This window comes from Aureimonas sp. N4, assembly GCF_001463925.1.
Taxonomy (GTDB): Bacteria; Pseudomonadota; Alphaproteobacteria; order Rhizobiales; family Rhizobiaceae; genus Aureimonas; species Aureimonas ureilytica_A.
Genome location: NZ_BBWS01000017.1, coordinates 1 through 18,858, shown reverse-complemented (window position 1 = coordinate 18,858; position 18,858 = coordinate 1). Strand labels below are relative to the sequence as shown.

Annotated in this window: 19 protein-coding genes; 10 read left to right on the top strand and 9 right to left on the bottom strand. The window is 66.5% G+C overall.

The features are described from left to right. Positions 1-81 precede the first annotated feature (81 nt). The 5 genes from rpmH (at position 82) to yihA (ending at position 3,837) form a co-directional block, all read left to right on the top strand. Entirely contained in the window at positions 82-216 is a 135-nt protein-coding gene (gene rpmH, locus AUL28_RS06030) for a 50S ribosomal protein L34 (protein ID WP_058600041.1), read from the top strand. Positions 217-259: 43 nt separating this feature from the next. Next, on the top strand, positions 260-613 hold the full coding sequence (gene rnpA / locus AUL28_RS06025) for a ribonuclease P protein component (protein WP_153003714.1): 354 nt from the start codon (positions 260-262) through the stop codon (positions 611-613). Then, on the top strand, positions 613-2,415 hold the full coding sequence (yidC, locus tag AUL28_RS06020) for a membrane protein insertase YidC (RefSeq protein WP_062231003.1): 1,803 nt from the start codon (positions 613-615) through the stop codon (positions 2,413-2,415). The genes rnpA and yidC overlap by 1 nt, the downstream gene beginning before the upstream one ends. Before the next feature lie 106 nt (positions 2,416-2,521). Then, on the top strand, positions 2,522-3,163 hold the full coding sequence (locus AUL28_RS06015) for a CatB-related O-acetyltransferase (protein WP_156419902.1): 642 nt from the start codon (positions 2,522-2,524) through the stop codon (positions 3,161-3,163). Next, positions 3,160-3,837, top strand: a complete 678-nt coding sequence (gene yihA, locus AUL28_RS06010; protein WP_058600044.1) for a ribosome biogenesis GTP-binding protein YihA/YsxC — start codon at positions 3,160-3,162, stop codon at positions 3,835-3,837. The genes AUL28_RS06015 and yihA overlap by 4 nt, the downstream gene beginning before the upstream one ends. Positions 3,838-3,840: 3 nt before the next feature. Here yihA and AUL28_RS06005 read toward each other — a convergent pair whose 3' ends face one another. Both AUL28_RS06005 and AUL28_RS06000 read right to left on the bottom strand, forming a co-directional pair. After that, positions 3,841-4,293 carry an NUDIX domain-containing protein gene (locus AUL28_RS06005; protein ID WP_062231002.1) on the bottom strand — a complete coding sequence of 151 codons (453 nt, stop codon included), beginning with the start codon at positions 4,291-4,293 and terminating at the stop codon, positions 3,841-3,843. Between the two features lie 2 nt (positions 4,294-4,295). Then, the gene (locus AUL28_RS06000) at positions 4,296-4,955 is read right to left on the bottom strand and encodes a TetR/AcrR family transcriptional regulator (RefSeq protein ID WP_062217688.1); all 660 of its coding nucleotides are present in this window, start codon (positions 4,953-4,955) and stop codon (positions 4,296-4,298) included. A gap of 135 nt (positions 4,956-5,090) precedes the next feature. Here AUL28_RS06000 and AUL28_RS05995 point away from each other — a divergent pair, with 135 nt between their 5' ends. Together AUL28_RS05995 and AUL28_RS05990 are read left to right on the top strand one after the other, a co-directional pair. After that, positions 5,091-6,317, top strand: a complete 1,227-nt coding sequence (locus AUL28_RS05995; protein WP_058600047.1) for an HlyD family secretion protein — start codon at positions 5,091-5,093, stop codon at positions 6,315-6,317. 180 nt (positions 6,318-6,497) lie between these two features. Beyond that, the gene (locus tag AUL28_RS05990) at positions 6,498-8,096 is read left to right on the top strand and encodes a DHA2 family efflux MFS transporter permease subunit (RefSeq protein WP_062231001.1); all 1,599 of its coding nucleotides are present in this window, start codon (positions 6,498-6,500) and stop codon (positions 8,094-8,096) included. A 21-nt stretch (positions 8,097-8,117) separates the two neighbouring features. On the opposite strand, the gene AUL28_RS05985 is transcribed toward AUL28_RS05990, so the two are convergent. From AUL28_RS05985 to AUL28_RS05965, 5 genes are all read right to left on the bottom strand, one after another. Beyond that, positions 8,118-8,561: an arsenate-mycothiol transferase ArsC gene (locus AUL28_RS05985; protein ID WP_062231000.1), complete on the bottom strand. Its 444-nt coding sequence runs from the start codon at positions 8,559-8,561 to the stop codon at positions 8,118-8,120. Between the two features lie 55 nt (positions 8,562-8,616). Next, the gene (locus AUL28_RS05980; RefSeq protein ID WP_062230999.1) at positions 8,617-9,084 is read right to left on the bottom strand and encodes a UPF0262 family protein; all 468 of its coding nucleotides are present in this window, start codon (positions 9,082-9,084) and stop codon (positions 8,617-8,619) included. 8 nt (positions 9,085-9,092) lie between these two features. Then, positions 9,093-10,388: a histidinol dehydrogenase gene (gene hisD / locus AUL28_RS05975; RefSeq protein ID WP_062230998.1), complete on the bottom strand. Its 1,296-nt coding sequence runs from the start codon at positions 10,386-10,388 to the stop codon at positions 9,093-9,095. 45 nt (positions 10,389-10,433) lie between these two features. Beyond that, on the bottom strand, positions 10,434-10,886 hold the full coding sequence (locus tag AUL28_RS05970) for a DUF2948 family protein (RefSeq protein ID WP_062217673.1): 453 nt from the start codon (positions 10,884-10,886) through the stop codon (positions 10,434-10,436). 90 nt (positions 10,887-10,976) lie between these two features. Next, positions 10,977-11,972: a glycosyltransferase family 2 protein gene (locus AUL28_RS05965; protein WP_062230997.1), complete on the bottom strand. Its 996-nt coding sequence runs from the start codon at positions 11,970-11,972 to the stop codon at positions 10,977-10,979. 154 nt (positions 11,973-12,126) lie between these two features. Here AUL28_RS05965 and AUL28_RS05960 point away from each other — a divergent pair, with 154 nt between their 5' ends. After that, positions 12,127-13,005, top strand: a complete 879-nt coding sequence (locus AUL28_RS05960; protein ID WP_062230996.1) for a DUF6492 family protein — start codon at positions 12,127-12,129, stop codon at positions 13,003-13,005. A 174-nt stretch (positions 13,006-13,179) separates the two neighbouring features. On the opposite strand, the gene AUL28_RS05955 is transcribed toward AUL28_RS05960, so the two are convergent. Continuing rightward, positions 13,180-14,502 (bottom strand): lipopolysaccharide biosynthesis protein, encoded by a 1,323-nt coding sequence (locus AUL28_RS05955; RefSeq protein ID WP_062230995.1) that lies wholly within the window; start codon positions 14,500-14,502, stop codon positions 13,180-13,182. Positions 14,503-14,532: 30 nt separating this feature from the next. Here AUL28_RS05955 and AUL28_RS05950 point away from each other — a divergent pair, with 30 nt between their 5' ends. After that, positions 14,533-15,699, top strand: coding sequence for an endo-1,4-beta-xylanase (locus AUL28_RS05950; RefSeq protein ID WP_244493427.1), 1,167 nt, complete (start codon positions 14,533-14,535; stop codon positions 15,697-15,699). A 95-nt stretch (positions 15,700-15,794) separates the two neighbouring features. Further along, complete coding sequence (locus AUL28_RS05945; protein WP_062230994.1) at positions 15,795-17,915, top strand: GumC family protein; 2,121 nt, start codon at positions 15,795-15,797, stop codon at positions 17,913-17,915. 415 nt (positions 17,916-18,330) lie between these two features. Here the strand turns inward: AUL28_RS05945 and AUL28_RS05940 are convergent. Further along, on the bottom strand, positions 18,331-18,858 hold a 528-nt coding region (locus AUL28_RS05940; RefSeq protein WP_244493426.1), incomplete at its 5' end, for a polysaccharide biosynthesis protein.

The window sequence follows — 18,858 nt, the reverse complement described above, 5'->3', positions numbered from 1 at the left end:
CCTTTGCCGGCCATCTTGCGCGTTCGACAGATCTTGAACCATTGACGTTGCCAGAGGCCCGCACGGCGCGGGATATTGACGATGAAGCGCACTTACCAACCCTCCAAGCTCGTCCGCAAGCGTCGCCACGGCTTCCGTGCCCGTATGGCGACCGTCGGCGGACGCAATGTGATCGCGGCGCGCCGCGCCCGCGGCCGCAAGCGCCTTTCGGCCTAAGCGGCCGATCAGGCCCGCGAGGGATAGTCCCATCGCCAGCCGTTTGAAGACGCGCGCCGAATTTCTAGCGGTGCGCAAGGGCCGTCGATTGAACGGCCCTTTCTTTTTGATCGAAGCTCTGGACCGGGCCGATGGCGCGCCGCCGCGCTACGGCCTGACCGTGACGCGCAAGGTCGGCAATGCCGTCGAGCGCAACCGGATCCGCCGCCGCCTGCGCGAGGCGATCCGAACCCGTTGCGGGGCTGACATGGCGACGGGCTTCGATTATGTGATCGTCGCCCGCCGCGATCTTCTCTCGCTGCCTTTCGAAACGCTGACCGGCGAATTGTCGCGACGTGTCTCGAAGGTCAAGGCAGCGGAGCGGACGTCGCAAAAGCCCCCTTCGGGAAGTGAATAATGGAAAACAGCCGCAATTTCCTGATCGCCATGGCGCTTTCGATCGCCGTATTGATCGGGTGGCAGTTCTTCGTCATCAGTCCGCGCTCGGAGGCGCAGCGTCAATTGGAGCAGTCGCAGCAGGCGACGCTCCAGACGCCGACGACTCCGGCCGGAACGGCGCAGGACCCTGCCGTCTCACCCGCCGGGCGCGAAAGCGTGGTGCCCACCTCGCAATCGCCCGAGGTGACAGGCCAGACGCGCGACACGGCGCTCGCGGCCAATCCCCGCATTCCGATCGACACGCCCTCCGTTTCGGGCTCGATCAACCTTCAGGGCGCGCGGCTCGATGATCTGCGCCTCAAGGGCTATCACGAGACGGTCAGCGATTCCTCTCCGACCATCGTGCTCCTGTCGCCCGAGACGATCGGCAAGGACGCCTATTTCGCCGAGCTCGGCTATACCGGCCAGAACGTCGGCGCGCTGCCCGGGCCGCAGACCCTGTGGACGGCCACGCCCGGCCAGACGCTGACGCCCGCAACGCCGGTCACGCTGACGGCGACCAACGGCCAAGGCCTCACCTTCACGCGCACCATCTCGGTGGACGACAAGTTCATGTTCACCATCGAGGATCGGGTGGCGAACACGAGCGGCGCGCCGGTCGCGGTCTCGTCCTATGGCCGCGTCGTGCGCTTCTCCAAGCCCGAGGTCGCCTCCGCCTATGTCCTGTTCGAAGGGCTGCTCGGTGTCTTCGGCGACGATGGCCTGCACGAGGTGAAGTACCACAATATCGAAGAGGAGAAGGAGACCAATCCGCCCTCCGCTTCGAACGGCTGGCTCGGCATCACCGACAAATACTGGGCGACGGCGCTGATTCCGCCGCAGAACGACGGCACCTTCCAGCCCCATTTCCGCTATTCGGCCGACGGCCGTTCCTACTACCAGTCCGACTATCTCGAACAGCCGGTGACGATCGAGCCGGGCGCGACGGTCAGCACTTCGTCGCGTGTCTTCGCGGGTGCCAAGGTCGTGGACGTCATCAACGGCTACGAGCACGATCTCGGCATTCGCCAGTTCGGCCAGTTGATCGACTGGGGCTGGTTCTACTTCATCACCAAGCCCATGTTCTGGGCGATCGACCATCTCTACACGCTGACGGGCAATTTCGGCGTCGCGATCCTCCTCATCACCGTCATTCTCAAACTCTTCTTCTTCCCGCTGGCGTCGAAGAGCTACAAGTCGATGGCCAAGATGAAGACCGTGCAGCCCAAGCTCACCGAGCTGCGCGAGAAGTATGCCGACGACCGCGCCAAGCAGCAGCAGGAGATGATGCGCATCTACAAGGAGGAGAAGATCAACCCGGCGGCAGGTTGCTGGCCGGTTCTGGTCCAGATCCCCGTGTTCTTCGCGCTCTACAAGGTGCTCTACATCACGATCGAGATGCGGCACGCGCCCTTCTTCGGCTGGATCCACGATCTCGCCGCGCCCGATCCGACGAGCCTCTTCAACCTGTTCGGCCTGATCCCGATCACGCTGCCGCATCTTCTCATGGTCGGCGTCTGGCCGATGCTGATGGGCATCACGATGTTCATTCAGATGCGCCTGAACCCGACGCCGCCGGACCCGGCCCAGCAGATGGTGTTCACCTGGATGCCGGTGATCTTCACCTTCATGATGGCCTCCTTCCCGGCCGGCCTCGTGATCTACTGGACCTGGAACAACACGCTTTCGATCACCCAGCAGTCGATCATCATGAAGCGCCACGGCGCGAAGATCGAACTCTGGGACAATCTCTCCGGCATGTTCCGCAAGAAAAAAGCCTGACGTCTCCAGCGCGAGACAAGAAGAGCAAGCAAGCCGCCGGCCACGCCGGCGGCTTTTTCACGAGGCGGATTGGACCGGGTGCCTGCCGCTATGATAGGCAGGACCCATGCTGTCCGGTCCCGACCCCCTGGCGATCCATCCCGCGCCCGCGCACCAGCGAATGGTGTTCCTGAAAAACGTCGTCAGCGATCCCAAGATCGAGATCGGCGACTACACCTATTACGACGACCCCGAGAACGCGCTGCTCTTTGCCTCGCGCAACGTGCTGCACCATTACGATTTTCTGGGCGACAAGCTGCGCATCGGGCGCTTCTGCGCCATCGCCACCGGCGCGCGCTTCATCATGAACGGCGCGAACCACGCCATGACCGGCTTCTCCACCTATCCGTTCAACATCTTCGGGAACGGATGGGAGGAGGGCTTCGACGTCGCCACCATCACCGCCGGCCTGCGCGGCGACACGGTGATCGGCAATGATGTCTGGATCGGCGCGGAAGCGGTGATCATGCCGGGCGTCACGATCGGCGACGGCGCGATCATCGGCGCCTTCAGCGTGGTGACGCGCGATGTCGCGCCCTATGCCATCGTCGCGGGAAATCCGGCGGTGGAGCGCCGCCGTCGCTTCGAGTCTGAACTCGTGGAGCGCCTTCTGCGCGTCGCCTGGTGGAACTGGCCGGTCGAGCGCATCACGAAACATCTGGCAGCCATTCGCGGCGCCGACATCGACGCCCTGGAGCGAGCCGAATGAGCGAGACACACGCAAGCGACACCCCTCAACCGAACGAAGACCAGCGTCTGTTCTTCGCACGCCCCTGGGTCTTCATCCGCGGCGTGCCGGCCATGAAGTTCCTGCCGCCCGAAGGCCCGCCCGAGGTCGCCTTCGCCGGGCGTTCCAATGTCGGCAAGTCGTCGCTGATCAACGGCATCGTCGGCCAGAAGGGCTTGGCGCGCACGTCCAACACGCCGGGCCGCACGCAGGAACTCAACTATTTCGTGCCGGACGGCTACTCGGGGGAGGGGGCGGACCTGCCGCCCATCGCCATCGTGGATATGCCCGGCTACGGCTATGCGAAGGCGCCCAAGGAACAGGTCGATGCCTGGACCAAGCTCGTGTTCGATTATCTGCGCGGGCGTGCGACGCTGAAGCGTGTCTTCGTGCTGATCGACTCGCGCCATGGCATCAAGAAGAACGATCTCGAAGTCATGTCGCTGCTCGACAAGGCGGCCGTTTCCTATCAGATCGTCCTGACCAAGGCCGACAAGATTTCCGCGCTAGCCCTGCCCAAGCTCGAGGCGGCGACGCGCGAACTGATCCGCAAGCGCCCCGCGGCCTATCCGACGATCATTTCCACCTCGTCGGAAAAGGGCTTCGGCATGGATGACATCCAGGCCGAGATCGCGAATTTCGCGTTGAACGGCTGACGCTCAGCCGAAGGGGTGGTTCATCAGAAACGGCAGGAGCGCGCCCGGAAAGAGCCTGGGCTCGCCGCGCGCCAAAGCCTCGATTTCGAACCAGCGGGCGGTGCAGAGCGTCCCGTCCCCCTCGGGATAGATGACGCCGCCATCGGTCGGGATATCGCAGTCGAGAAGCCGGATCGGCGCGGCAAACAGGAATTCGTGGCGGGTCTCGCCATCCTTCTCGTAGAGACTTTCGAAGACCGTCCAGTCCCCGGTAATCTCGATGCGGGTATCGAGTTCCTCTCGGAACTCGCGCGCGAGTGCGTCCTCGCGCGTTTCGCCATATTCGATGGAGCCGCCGAGCGGTCGCACGCCGCGCAGACGCCCCAGATCGTCCGTCACCTCAAAGGCCAGAAGGCGCCCGTCCTGGAAGGCGAGGCCGATCACCTTGGTCTTGATGCGTTTGCGCCGACCCGCCATCCTCAAGCCTCCACGCCGTAGCCGGCCATGAACAGCCGGACGCCGGAGGCGACCACCTGCCGGATTTCGTCCGGCGTCGGGTCGGGCGCTTGGTCGTCGAAGAAGCGCCGGCGCAGAAGACCGGCGGTGGCGAGCTCGATAAATTGCGCGGCCGCCATGGCGGTGTCCTCGATCCGCAGAGTTCCAGCCTCGCAGGCGCGGTCGAGATAGGCGGTCAGCAAGGCATGGCCGCGCTGCGGGCCGTGACGGTAGAAATCGCGCCCGAGCTGGGGCATTCGGCTGGCGACGGCGATCACCGTGCGCTTGGCGTGCATGGCCTCCGCGCACAGGACGATCTCGGCGAGCCGCGTGCCGAAGCGCGTCAGCGTGTCGGCCGGATGCTCGGTTTCCACCAAGAGCGCCTCGACTTCCGAGAAATAGCGGTCGCGCTCCTGATCGATCAAGGCGGCGAAAAGCTCCTCCTTGGAGCGGAAATAAACGTAGAGCGTCGATTTCGACACGCCCGATTCGCGCGTGACATCGTTCATCGAGGCCGCGTCGAAGCCCATGCGCACGAAGGCGCGGCGCGCGCCTTCTAGGATCTGCCGCCGCTTGGCGGGATCTTCGCCGGCGGGGCAGCGGCCATCGGCCTGATGGGTCGACGGAGAAGCGGCGAGGCTCATGAGAGCGGTCCTTCGCGGTATTTTAAGCGTGACGGATTATTTTGAAAAGCAACCCGCCTGCCAGCTTGAAATGCCTATGGATCACGGTTATGTCAACGTCGAACCGAACGGTTCGGTTCGATTGGGGTTTCAAAGATGACCAAGTCCGCCACTGACGCGCCCGACGCGACGGAACGCGCCCCGACCGACCGGCCGGCCCGCACCGACGCTCCCAAGCTGGAAATCGTCGGCCGCAAGAATGACGCCGCGCCCGCGCAGGCGGCCGAGGCCAAGCCTGCCGCCGCGCAGCCCAAGAAGAAGGGCGGCCTGAAGAAGCTCATCTTCGGCGCGCTGCTTCTGGGCGCGATCGGCGGCGGCGCTTGGTACGGCCATCAATGGTGGATGAACGGACGCTTCATGGTGACAACCGACGACGCCTATGTCGGCGCCGACATGGCGATCCTCTCGCCCAAGGTCACCGGTTATATCCAGTCCGTTCCCGTCACCGAGAATCAAAGCGTGAAGGCGGGCGACCCAATCATCGTGATCGATGGCGGGGACTACGCGCTGGCGCTGCGCTCCACCGATGCCAAGATCGCCGCGCAGAACGCCACGATCACCCGCATCAAGGCGCAGCAGGCCGCCGCCGTGCAGCAGGTGGCCGAAGCCGAAGCCAATCGCGAAGCAGCCATCGCGGCGGTCAATCAGTCCGATCTCGACCTGCGCCGCGCCAGCGATCTGGTGCGTTCCGGCACCTCGGCCCAGGCCCCGCTCGATCAGGCTCGCTCGGCCAAGGCGCAGGCCGACGCCAAGCTTGCCGGCGCGGACGCTTCGCTGTCGGCCGCCAAGGCCAATGTCGCGGTGTTCGACGCGCAGATCACCGAGGCCGAGGCGGCATTGCCGAGCCTTCAGGTGGCCCATGATCAGGCCGAGCGCGATCTGTCCTTCACGACGATCCGCGCACCCTATGACGGCGTCGTCGGCAATCTCTCGGCCCAGCCGGGCGATCTCGTGTCGCCGGGGCGTCGTCTGGCGGCCATCGTCCCGCTCGATCAGGTCTATGTGGACGCGAATTTCAAGGAAACGCAGCTCCACCAGATCGCGCTCGGCGAAAAGGTGCGCATCGAAGTCGACGCCATGCCGGGCGTCGAGGTCGAAGGCAAGGTCGTCTCCCTTTCGCCCGCCTCCGGTTCGGTCTTCTCGCTGCTACCGGCGGACAACGCGACGGGCAACTTCACCAAGATCGTGCAGCGCGTTCCCGTGCGCATCGAGATCGACCGCGCCGATGAGCAGGCGAGCCTTCTGCGCCCCGGCCTCTCGGTGACGGTGGCCGTCGATACGCGCACCGCGCCGGGCGCGGTGAAGAGCGCCGAGGCGAAGTAAAGCGGACGGCTAAAGGCGAGGAGACTCGCCTCCGGCCCCCGATAGTGCGATGCCCTTGCCTGTGGAAGCCGATGCGCTCCCACGGGCACCATGCCCTTGTCTCCGCCGCCGCGCCGCTTCGCGCGCCGACGCCTGTTCGTTTCCGTGGCCGGGCGAGATGCTCGGCGGGAGCCAAGCCCCATGTCCTCCGTCACAGCCGATTCCAAACTGCCCGTCCGCCCCGCCGCGCCGACATCGGGCGGCGGCGACACGATCCCCATGCGCCGGATGCTGGCCTTCATGGCCATGGTCTTCGGCATGTTCATGGCGATCCTCGACATTCAGATCGTCTCGGCATCGCTTGCGGAAATCCAGGCCGGCCTATCCGCCTCGACCGACGAGATCGCCTGGGTGCAGACGGCCTATCTGATCGCCGAAGTGGTGATGATCCCGCTGTCGGGCTTTCTGGCCCGCATGATGTCGACGCGCATCCTCTTCACGCTGGCGGCGGCGGGCTTCACGCTGTCCTCGGCGCTCTGCGCGACAGCCACCAATATCGATCAGATGATCTTCTACCGCGCCATCCAGGGCTTCATCGGCGGCGGCATGATCCCGAGCGTCTTCGCGGCCGCCTTCACCATCTTCCCCCCCTCCAAGCGCGCCGTCGTCTCGCCCATGATCGGCCTCGTGGCGACGCTGGCTCCCACCATCGGCCCGACCGTCGGCGGCTATCTCAGCCACGCCCTGTCCTGGCATTGGCTCTTTCTCGTCAACGTGCCCTTCGGCATCCTCGTGACGCTGGCGGTCTGGAACCTCGTGGATTTCGACAAGCCGGAATGGTCGCTCTTTTCCAAGTTCGACTGGTTCGGCCTGCTCGGCATGGCGGCCTTTCTCGGTTCGCTCGAATATGTGCTGGAAGAAGGCCCGCTGGACGACTGGTTCGAAAGCAAGACCATCGTCGTCATGAGCGTGATCCTCGTGGTCGGCGCGGGGCTGTTTCTCTACCGCGCCTTCACGGCCAAGGAGCCGATCGTCGATCTCACGGCCTTCACCAACCGCAACTTCGCCTTCGGCTCGCTCTTCTCCTTCATCATGGGCGTCGGGCTCTATGGCCTGACCTATCTCTACCCGGTCTATCTCGGCCGCATCCGGGGCTATGATTCGCTGATGATCGGCGAGACCATGTTCGTCTCGGGTCTGGCGATGTTCTTCACCGCGCCGCTCTCGGGAAAACTGTCTTCCAAGCTCGATCCACGCGTCATGATGGCCATGGGCTTCTCGGCCTTCGGCCTCGGCACCTGGCTGATGAGCGGGCTGACGCATGACTGGGACTTCTACGAGCTTCTGATCCCGCAATTGCTGCGCGGCTTCGGGCTGATGATGGCCATGGTGCCGATCAACAATATCGCGCTCGGAACCCTGCCGCCGCAAAAGATGAAGGGCGCGTCCGGCCTCTACAATCTGACGCGCAATCTCGGCGGCGCGGTGGGTCTTGCCATCATCAACACGATGATCAACGACCGCACGGTCCTGCATTACGACCGCTTGGCCGAGCGCGTGCGCTGGGGCAGCCAGGTCGCCGAAGACCGGCTGAACGACATGGCCTCCAGCTTCAACGCAGCCGGTCTCGACGGGGCCAATGTCGCGCTCAAGCAGATGAGCGGCCTCATTCACCGCGAGGCGAGCGTCATGGCCTTTTCGGACGTGTTCGTGATGCTGACGGGGTTGTTCGTTGCGCTCTGCTTTCTGACGGTCATGATCCGCCGTCCCTCCGCCAGCGTGAAGGTGGATGCGCACTGACGATCAGAGACCGGGGCTGCCTCAGCCCCGGTCGCGCAGCTCGGTCAGCTTGGTCTGGATGCGGCGGAAGACGTCGCGATAGGCGTCGAGAATCTGTCCCCGGCTGCCGTTGACGACGGACGGGTCGGGCATCGGCCAGAATTCCACGGCCGTGGCATCCGCCCCGGTCGCGCTCATGGCGGCGTGATGGGCCTCGGGCGAGAGGGTGATCACGAGATCGAAATAGCCGTCCCCCAGATCCTCCCATTTCTGCGGCTTGCGATCGCCGAGCGACAGGCCCTGCTCGGCCAGGATCACATCCACGAACGGATCGCGCTCGCCGTCCTTCACGCCGACCGAGGCGATATAGATGGAGGGCGGCAGGATGGATCGGGCAATGGCTTCGGCCATGGGCGAGCGGATCGAGTTCGCGCCGCAGACGAAGAGGATGGAATCGACCTTGCGAGCGGGGGAGGGAGCGCTCATGCCGTGTATGCCTCCCGGTGTGTGATGGTCTCGGCGTTCAACCCGCTGGCCTCCCTCACGTGCGCCGATGCAGAACGCAGATCAGCGTGAAGAGACGCCGCGCCGTGTCCTTGTCCAGTTCGATCTTGCCCTTCAGCCGTTCGCGCAGGAGGTCCGATCCGTCATTGTGTATGCCCCGCCGACCCATGTCGATCGCCTCGATCTGCGAGGGCGTCGCGGTGCGGATCGCCTCGTGATAGCTGTCGCAGATCAGGAAATAGTCTCGGATGACGCGGCGGAAGGGTGTCAGCGAGAGAATGTGAACCGCCAATGGCTGGCCGCCCTCGTCGGCCACGTCGAAGACGAGTCGGCGGTCGGCCAGCGCGAGCTTCAGCCGAAAGCGCCCGCCGGGATGACCTTCGAGGTCGAAGAGGTTCTCCTCGATGAGGTCCACGATCGCGACGGCGCGATCATGCTCCACATCGGGCGCCGCGCGCCCGATCGATTCATCGAGGTCGATCGAAACCAGGCGTCCGCGCTCCATGGCAGCCTCTAAAGATTGAGCCGGATGGCGACGGATCGCCCATGCGCGTCGAGCCCTTCGACGCGGGCAAGTTCGATGGCCGAGGGGCCGAGTTCGCGCAGCGCCTCGGCCGAAAGCTTCAGGATCGAGGTGCGCTTCACGAAATCGAGCACCGAAAGGCCGGAGGAGAAGCGCGCCGAGCGCGCCGTCGGCAGAACATGGTTCGATCCGCCGACATAGTCGCCGATGACTTCGGGCGTGTGGCGTCCGAGGAACACCGCGCCGGCATTGCGGATGCGGGCAAACAGCGCGTCCGGGTCGTCGGTCGCGATTTCCAGATGCTCGGCGGCGATGCGGTCGGCGAGGGGTGGCGCGTCGCGCAGAAGATCGTCCACCACGATCACCGCGCCGAACTCGGCCCAGCTCGCGCTGGCGGTTTCGGAGCGCGAGAGCGTTTGAAGCTGTCGCTCCACGGCCGCTTCCACGCGGGCGGCGAGGTCTTCGCTATCGGTGAGCAGGATCGACTGCGCCGCCCGGTCGTGCTCTGCCTGGGCCAGAAGGTCGGCGGCGAGCCAGTCCGGGTCGTTGTCGGCATCGGCGATCACGAGCACTTCGGACGGGCCGGCGATCATGTCGATGCCGACCGTGCCGAAGACCTGCCGCTTAGCGCTCGCCACATAGGCATTGCCGGGGCCGACGATCTTGGCGACGGGGCGAATGCTTTGTGTGCCATAGGCGAGCGCCGCGACGGCCTGCGCCCCGCCGACGCGGTAGATCTCGGACACGCCCGCGATGCGCGCGGCCGCCAGCACCAGCGGGTTGAGCGCGCCGCGCATGGCCGGCACGACCATGGCGATGCGCTCGACGCCCGCCACCTTGGCCGGCACGGCGTTCATCAGGACGGAGGAAGGATAGCTCGCCGCCCCGCCCGGCACATAAAGGCCGACCGATTCCACCGCCGTCCAGCGCGAGCCGAGCTCGGCGCCGATCGCGTCCGTGTAGCGGTCGTCCTTCGGCATCTGCCGAATATGGTGGCTTTCGATGCGGCGATGGGCGAGGTCCAGCGCGGCGCGCGTTTCGGGCGGCGTCGCCTCCAGCGCGGCCTCGATTTCGGCCTCCGGCACGCGCAGCGTCTCGGGCGTCAGTTCCAGATGGTCGAAGCGCGCGGTCAGCTCGATCAGCGCCGCGTCGCCGCGCCGGCGCACGTCCGACACGATCTCGCGCACGGTGGCTTCGACATCCACCGAAGCCTCGCGCTTGGCGGCCAGAAGCGCGCGGAAACGCTGTTCGAAATCCGGTTCGCTGATATGGAGCCGTTGCGGCACGTCAGGCCCTCTTTCCCGGCGCGCCGTCCGCTCCCGTCGCCCGTGTCAGCCCTTGTCGTGGTCGGGCCGCGACGGGGTGCTCCAGGCGGCGCCGAGATCGGTCAGCTGCGCTTCGATACATTCGACATCGAGCCTTATCGCGGCACCGCCCGCGAACACAAGGTCGATCGTGCCCGAAGGGTCGTCCGTCACGCTCCAACGAATGGCGAGAAGCGCCAGCACGGCGTCCTCGTCGCCCTGCGCGAAGCCGCTGCGCTTGACCGATGTCACGCGGTCGAAATGCAGGACGCTGCGCCGACGCTCGTATTCGCCCTTCCGGCGAAACAGGCCGCGACGGGGCGGCGCCTTTTCCCAGACGAAGCGGTTCATCGGCAGGGTGAACTGCCGGCGCGCGGCCGAGAAGCTGATGTCACCGAGCCGAATCACGGCGTCCTGCACATGGGCCGACACGATGTCGAGATCGCCCCGATCGAGCGCCATCAATCGAAGAAGGTCCATTGCGACTGCTGCTCCTCATTGCTCTGCCGCATAGGAGCTAGGGCATTGCGCGGCAAAGTGCGACGGCTGACACTAAAATCCGGGGCGGATTCAGTTGCTTTCGGGCTTGCGATACTGCTCCCCCACTTGGCCGAACTCGCCTTGAAGCCGGCCGAGCGCGATCTGGATGTGGTAAAGGCCGATCAGGAGCGAGCGCGAACGCAGCGCCAGCGCGACCGAGCGCGGCGGGGCGGCGAGCGCGAGGGCCAGGCTCTTGGCGAGCGTTCGCGCGCGCCCGTCGCGCCCACGCTGCACCAGCGTCGAGAGCGCGCCGTTGCGCAGCGAGCGAGCGTTGATCCAGGAAAACTCCGTGCGCCGCTTCGGAACGACCTCCCGCACCGCGGCCTCGCGGCACCAGCCGAAGCGAAAGCCCGCCTCCCGGCAGCGCGAGAAGAGATCGGCGTCGCCGCCGCCCGTGAAGTTGAAGCGCGGGTCGAACAGGGGCTCGCCCATGCGATCCAGAACGCTCGCACGAATCGCGACATTACCCGACGATACCAGCGTCGGCACCGGCCCGCTCGCCTCGAAGGGCGGGCGAAACACGGGATGCGCGGCCAGCCCCTGCTTGGCGGCATCCTCGAACACGGGGATCTGCGGCGCGCCGGTGACATCGACGCCCAGGCGATCCAGCGCCGCCAGATGGGCCTCGATCCAGTCCGGGGTGGCTTCCTCGTCATCGTCGATGATCAGCGCCACCTGAAGCGCGGGATAGAAGCGCCGCGCGGCGGCAAAGCCGGCATTATAGGCCGAGCAATTGCCGCGCTCATGCGCCACCACGACGAGGCCGGTCAGCGATCCGCTTTCGAACAGCGGGCGCGCCGCCTCCAGCCCGTCGCGCCCCTCGGAATCGTTTTCCACGAGCACGATCGCGAAAAGGCGGTGCGTGGTTTGCACTTGGAGCGACGCCAGCGTGCGCAGCACGAGATCGGGCCGACGGAAGGTCGGCACCACGACCACGATCTCCCGCTCCGCCCCATGATTCGGCGACAGGGCTTCGACCGTGACGGCGGATGGCAGGCGATCGAGGGGCAGGGGCGTGGGTTCCATGGGGGAAACTTGCCGCAAATCGATGAATGATCCTTCAAGAGCTCCCCCCGCGTCATCACCCAATTGACGGATCGCTCCCACTGCCGTGATAGATGTCACCTTGAAACGATCGGCTGAGGCCTGTCGGTAGGGGAGCCCAGGCGCGGACAGATCGATGCCCTTTTCCATCGCGCTCGTGACATCATCCTATCGCGGCGATCTGGAACGCTGTCGCCTCCTGTGCGACAGCGTGGACCGCTTCGTGACCGGCCATGCCATCCACTACATTCTGGTCGAGGCCGCCGATCTCGCCGCCTTTCGCGTCTTCGAGGGGCCCAAGCGCAGGGTCGTGTGCGAGCGGGATATCCTACCCGTCTGGCTTCGCCCGATCCCCGATCCGCTCGATCGACGGCGGCGGCTCTGGTTGTCTCCCTTCGGCCTCCCGCTGCGCGGCTGGCATGTGCAGCAGCTTCGGCGCATCGCCATGGGCGCGGCCATGGCGGAAGACGTGCTGGTGTCCCTGGATTCCGATGTCGTGTTCGTGCGCCCCTTCGATGTCGGCCATTTCCGCCAGGGCGAGGCGGTGCGCTTCTATCGCCGCGCCGAGGGTTTGGCGGCGGTCGAGCCCGCGCGCCGGGCCGAGCATGAGCGGTGGGCGCGACGAGCGGCTCGGCTTTTGGGCCTCGCGCGCGAGCCCGTTCCAGCTGCGACCTACATCACCACGCTGATCGCCTGGCGTCGCGATACGGTTCGGGACATGCTGGCCCGCATCGCCCGCACGACGCATCGCCCGGCCATGATGGCGCTGGTCAGTTCACGCGCCCTGTCGGAATGCACGATCTATGGCCGCTTCGTGGACGAGGCGGAGGAGCGGCCGGAGCGCCATGTGGCGACCGACGAGCGGCTCTGCGCGGTTTACTGGGACGGGCCGCCGCTGGACGACGCAGGCCTCGAACGCTTTCTGACCGGACTTTCGCCCGAGCAGGTGGCGCTGGGACTTCAGTCCTTTACCGGCACGGACCCCACCATCATCCGGCGCGTCGTCGGCATCTAAGAACTCGTCCGAAAAGTCCGCCGGGTCGGCTCGTCGGTGCTTTTCGCCACCCACTTCGTTGCCGATCCTCGCCGATGCCGCCGGCATCGACTGCGTTCGGCGCCTCGTGAGTGACGAAAATCCCTCGCCGATCCTCCGCCGGGTACTTTCCAGACGGGCTCTGAGATCGCACGATCACGCCGTTGCGATGTCGGGGGCGCCGGACGGGCCGTCGCGCGGCAAGCGGCTGCGCCAGTCGAGCGCGATATAGGTGGCCCCGGCCGAAGCGATCCAGAGCGCGGCGAAGACACCGTTCAGTCCGAGGATCCACTGGTCGTCCGGCGTGGTGGCCGCCCCCTGCAGGAGCAGCGTCAGGAAGCCTGCCTTGAGAAGACCCAGAAGCGCCAGGATCGCCGCGCGCATGCCCGTGCGCCCCCGCGCGTAGAGCAACTCGCTTTGATATTCCACAAGGTTGCGGAAGGCCGGCACGAGAAGCACGAGAAGCACGAGCGGCGCGGCGTCGGCGACATTGCGCCCGAGCAGCGTCGGCGCGACTGCAAGGATCAGTCCGAGCGCGCCCATTCCGGCGACCGACACCAGCGCGATTCCGCCCTCCGTCATCCAGCGTCGCCGCCAGGACTGCAGAAGCCCCGGTGTGCGGATCAGCTTCTGCACGATCATCATGTTGAAGGAGCGCACCGGCAGCGCCGTCAGGTCGATGAGGCGCATCAGCATGGCATAGATGCCGGCGATCGCCGGCCCGCCGAGCGACAACACCAGAAGCTTGTCCATCTCGGATTGGAGATAGAACAGGATCTCCGCGCCCGCGACGGCGAGACTGTCGCCGAGGCGGCGCAGGTAAAGGGCCGGACGCCAGCGAAGCCGCTGGCGCGGATAGAAGAGCACGATGCCGAGCAGCGCCGACCCGGCATTGGCTGCGAAGTAGAAGACGCTCCACGACAGGAGATCGGTCTGGGCAAGGCCGGCATGAGCGAACAGAAGGGCGGCGAGCGCTTTGGCGGCCGAGCCGACGATCACCAGCACCGAGGCGCGGCCGAAGCGTCCCATGCCGTTGTTGACGATGCACACGACCTCCAGCGAGCGCCAGCCGATGATTTCGGCCGCGACCACCAGGGCGAAGGGGAGGAGGCCCATGTCGCCTTCGAAGACGAGGCCGTAAAAGCCGAGCGCCACCAAGGCCACCACGGGCAAGGAGGCGAGAAGTGCCGCGAGATAGCCCGCCGTATAGGCGCCGATGAGGTGCGGCTTGCGCGTGGCCGCGCGGTAGAGCGGCGACACGAAGCCGAAGCCGGCAATGCGCGACAGGACGATGCCCGTGCCCGACGCCGTGGCGAAAAGGCCGAAGCCGGCAATGCTCAATGCATTCGCAACGGCCGTGAAATACAAGAGAGACAGGACCAGCCGCCCCGCCGAGCCGCCGATCAGCTTGGTATAATCGCGCAGAAGGTGAAGATTGGCATGACCCATCCGAGCCAGGCCACGGACCGCTCCGCGCATTCCGTCTCTCCCTTCCATCCGATAGAGCGCATGACCGACGAGACCAGCCAAGCCGCCGTCCATCACCGCGCCGATGCGCCGCCGCATTCGGCTCCACGAGGCCCGAACGCGATCCCCCGCCAGCTTAGCACCGCGCCCTTAACGCGCCGTTCGCTTCTGGCGGGAGGCGCGGCGGGGATGGCCTGCGCCATGGGGCTGGGCGCGAACCCCGCCCGTGCCCTTGCGCCGCGCGTGCCCTTCGGCGCGGCGGTGCAGGTGGATCATTTCGAGGCGGATGCGGACTATCGCGCGCTGATCGAGCGCGAATGCGATCTCCTCATGCCGTCCAACGAGCTGAAATTCGGCCTGCTCCGCCCGACGCGCCCGGAATTCTGGTTCGACCCGGCCGACCGCATGGTGAACTGGGCGCGCTCGCGGGGCATGGTGTCGCGCGGCCATGCCTTCGTCTGGTGGTCCACCAACCCGCCCTGGCTGGAGGCGATCCGCGACCCGGCCGATGCCGAGCGGGTGCTGGTGGAGCATATCGAGCGCGTGGCCGAGCATTACCGGGGCCGGCTCGGCAGCTGGGACGTGGTGAACGAGGTGATCGCCAACGACCCGCGCGAGCCCGGCGGCCCCTTGCGCGACACGTGGTGGCGGCGCCGGCTCGGCGCGCGGCACATTTCCCTCGCCTTCCGAACCGCGATGCGGGCGGACCCCAGCGCCAAGCTCGTCATCAACGATTACGATCTGGAATTCGAGGGGCCGCGCTACGACGCGCGCCGCGCCGAGATCCTCCATCTCGTGCGCCAGTTGCAGGACGAGGGCCTGCGGGTCGATATGGTCGGCCTTCAGGCGCATCTCTACAGCCATATCAAGGTGGACCGCGAGGCGCTGGCGCGCTTCGGGCGCGACCTGAAGGCGCTGGGCGTCGGACTGCTCGCGAGCGAGCTGGATGTGATCGACTTTCAGGTTCGGGGCGACGCCGACGCCATCGACGCGGCGGCCGAGCGCAGCGTCAGCGACTTTCTGGACGGGCTCTTCGCCGGTCAGCGACCCTATGCCGTGATCACCTGGGGCATCAGCGACCGCTACACCTGGGTGCCGGACGCCATGCCGCGCACCGACGGCCAGCCGAACCGGCCCCTGCCGTTCGACGCGGCGCTTCGGCCCAAGCCCTGGTATGTGACGCTACGTCAGAAACTTGCGACGGGCTGACCGTTCCGTAACGATTGGAAGGCGCGTTAAGGATTTGTTTGCCATATTCGCGGAGGTTTGGCCAAACCGTCCTCGTTGAGAACAGGCCCATCCGGATGTTCCATTCCGACACCCATGCTGAGAGCGTCTTCGCGGGCGAACGGCCGCGCCGGTCCAGGGCCGATGGGCAGACGTCGCTGTTCGATCCGGCTGTGCTGGCGAGCGGCATCTGGCAGCGGCGCGGCTTCATCGTTCTGGCGACCGTGCTCGGCGTCGGGCTGGCCGGCGCCTATGCCTATTCCACGCCCAAAGCCTATACGGGCATCGCCCAGCTCGTGCTCGATCCGCGCGATCTCAACATCGTGCAGAACGACGTGACCTCGTCCCAGACGGGCATGAGCACGGACGGCACGCTGGCGCTGGTGGAAAGCCAGATCGCGGTGATGACCTCGAATTCGGTTCTGGAGCGCGTCGTCTCGCAGGCAGGCCTCACCGCCGATCCCGAGTTCAACGGCACGCGCGAGAGCCTGTTTTCCGGCGTCACCAGCCTCGTGAACGCCTTCCTTTCGTCCAACGAGGACGCGGTGATCCGCGATCGCCAGCTTTTGACGATCGCGAACCTCGCCAAGCACGTGAAGGCCGTGCGCAACGCCAATAGTTTCGTGATCAACCTGTCGGTGACCTCCGAGGACCCCGACAAGGCGGCGCGCCTTGCCAATCTGATCACCGAGAATTTCATCGCCGAGCAGGGCCGCGCCCAGTCGGAGCTGGCGCGGCGCGCGACCACGGCCCTGTCCTCACGCCTCGCCGAGCTGCGCCAGCGCGTCGTCGCCGCCGAGGATGCGGTGGAGGCCTACAAGGCCGACAACAAGCTCGTCGGCGTCGGCGGCCGGCTGATCGACGACGACTACATCACCCGCATCAACAGCCAGCTGGCCGATGTGCGCGCCCAGATCACCACGCTCGACGTGCGCGCCCAGTCGCTGCGCCGCGCCAGCGTCAGCGACGTGGTGGAGGGCTCCTTCCCCGAAGGGCTCAACTCCGAAACGCTGCAACGCCTGCGCCAGGCCTATACCGAAGCCACGCAGAGCGCCGCCGTTCTCGCCACGCGCCTCGGGCCCCGCCATCCCCAGCGTATCGGGGCGGACGAAGCCGTGACGGCGGCGCGCCGCGCAATCCAGAACGAGCTCGGCCGCATCGTCGCCTCGGCGCAGACGGAGCTTGCCCGCGCCCGCGACACCGAAGCCGATCTGAGCCGTCAGATCGACACGCTGCGCTCGCGCCAGATCGAGACCAGCAGTTCCTTCGTGAAGCTTCGCGAGCTGGAGCGCGAGGTCGATGCCTCCCGCGCCGTCTACGAGGCCTATCTCCTGCGCACCCGCCAGACCAGCGAGCAGGAAAGCCTGAACACCGCCAATGTACGCGTGATCTCCGAGGCGACGGTCCCGCTTCAGCCCTCCAGCCTGTCGCGCCGCATCGTCATGGCGGCCGGTGGTGTCGCCGGGCTCAGCGTCGGCATCATGCTGGCCGCGCTCGGCGCCATGCTCTCCATTCTGCGGGGCGGGGCTGGCAGCGCGCGCCGCGCGGAAGACGAACGGGGCGAGACGGAGCGTTTGGGCGAAGGTTTCACCCTCCGCCGCGCCGAGGCCCCGATACCCGCCGCCGCAGATTGGTCGCTGCGCGGCTCGGCCGCCGAGGCGGAAGCGCACGAGCCGATCCGCCGCGCTCAGGAGCCGTCCGTCGTCTCGCCAGTCGATGCCGAAGATGAAGCGCCTCGCGCGTCGATCCGCGATGCGGGCGACGAACCCGGCGATGAATCCGAATTCGAGACGGCCCGGACAACGCGGGAACAGGACGAGTTCAAGGGCGATCACGAAGCATTCGAGAACGAACACGAACACTCCGTCCATGCGCCGAGCGACCCGGAGTTCGACCTGAACGAGGGCGACCTCGACCGCCGCCGGGCCGAACTGCGCGAGCGCATCCGCGCGATCGGCCTTCGCCGCTCCGGCGTGCGCCGCTTCCAGCCGGCCGAGGAACTGGACGCGCCGAGTCTCGACGCCGCCCCGTCCGGCTTCGATGAAGCGTCCAAGCGTCTCGATGACCTTTCCGAGCTGGCCCAGCCCAACGAGCCCGCCACCCCGCCCACGGTCGAGGAAGCGGCCCGCGAGCGCATCAGCCTGACGATGACCGCCGCGCGCCAGCGTCGAAGCCTCCTGGTTCAGCCCTCGTCCTGAGGGCCTGTTCCGCGTCGCTTCTTTTTTGTTCCGCAATGACGCCCGACGATAAGCGCTTCCGCGCATTGTCGGGCGTCATCGCATAGGGTCGTAGGGATCGTTTCGACGCTGCCGGAAGACCCGAGGCAGGCATCTCGCAGACCTGCCGCTGGTCTCGAGAGCATCTGTGCGCAAAGCGCCTCGAACACCTTCGGTTCGGACGGGGAGACGAGGGGAGCCTGTCCCGCGCACAGCGGCGAGGCAAGGATCGGAGCAGGGGACGCGGCAAACTGATCTCGAATGTTTCGCAGCTGCCCGGCCCTTTGGAGGATCAAGCGCTCGGCGCTCGCTTGGCAGTCGGCCCCGCACGCTTCGTCGTCGCTTTGGGACGAGCGCCCCGACCGATCGGGACGCGGGGCCGCGACTGACAGCCGCCTCAGTCTCCCGCCGGAGTTGGCGCATCGGGAGAGGCCAGACGCCGTGTCGAATGGCCCTCGATGGCGGCGGGAGGAAGCTCCGACAAGGGCGTGAACTCCGGCACGATCTGGCGCAGAACCGCGACGGCTCGCGCCGCGTCGCCCGCGCGCACGGCCTCTTCAGCCTCAGCGAAGCGATGCCGCAGGAGGTCGAGATCGCTGACGCGCGAGCGGGCGATCAAAAGCCCCGCGCGGCCCGTGCGCTCGCGCGTTTCGCCTTCGCCGAAAAGTTCCTCGTAGAGCTTCTCGCCCTTGCGCAGGCCGGTGTAGCGGATCGCGACATCGACATGCGGGCGCAGGCCCGCCAGCTGGATCAGCCGCTCGGCGAGTTCCGTGATACGGATGGGCTCGCCCATGTCGAGAACGAAAATCTGCCCCTCGGCCGCGCCCGCGCCGAGCCCGTGGCCTGCGGCGTGGAGAATGAGGCGGGAGGCTTCGGGGATCGTCATGAAGAAGCGCGTGATGTCGGGATGGGTCACGGTCAGCGG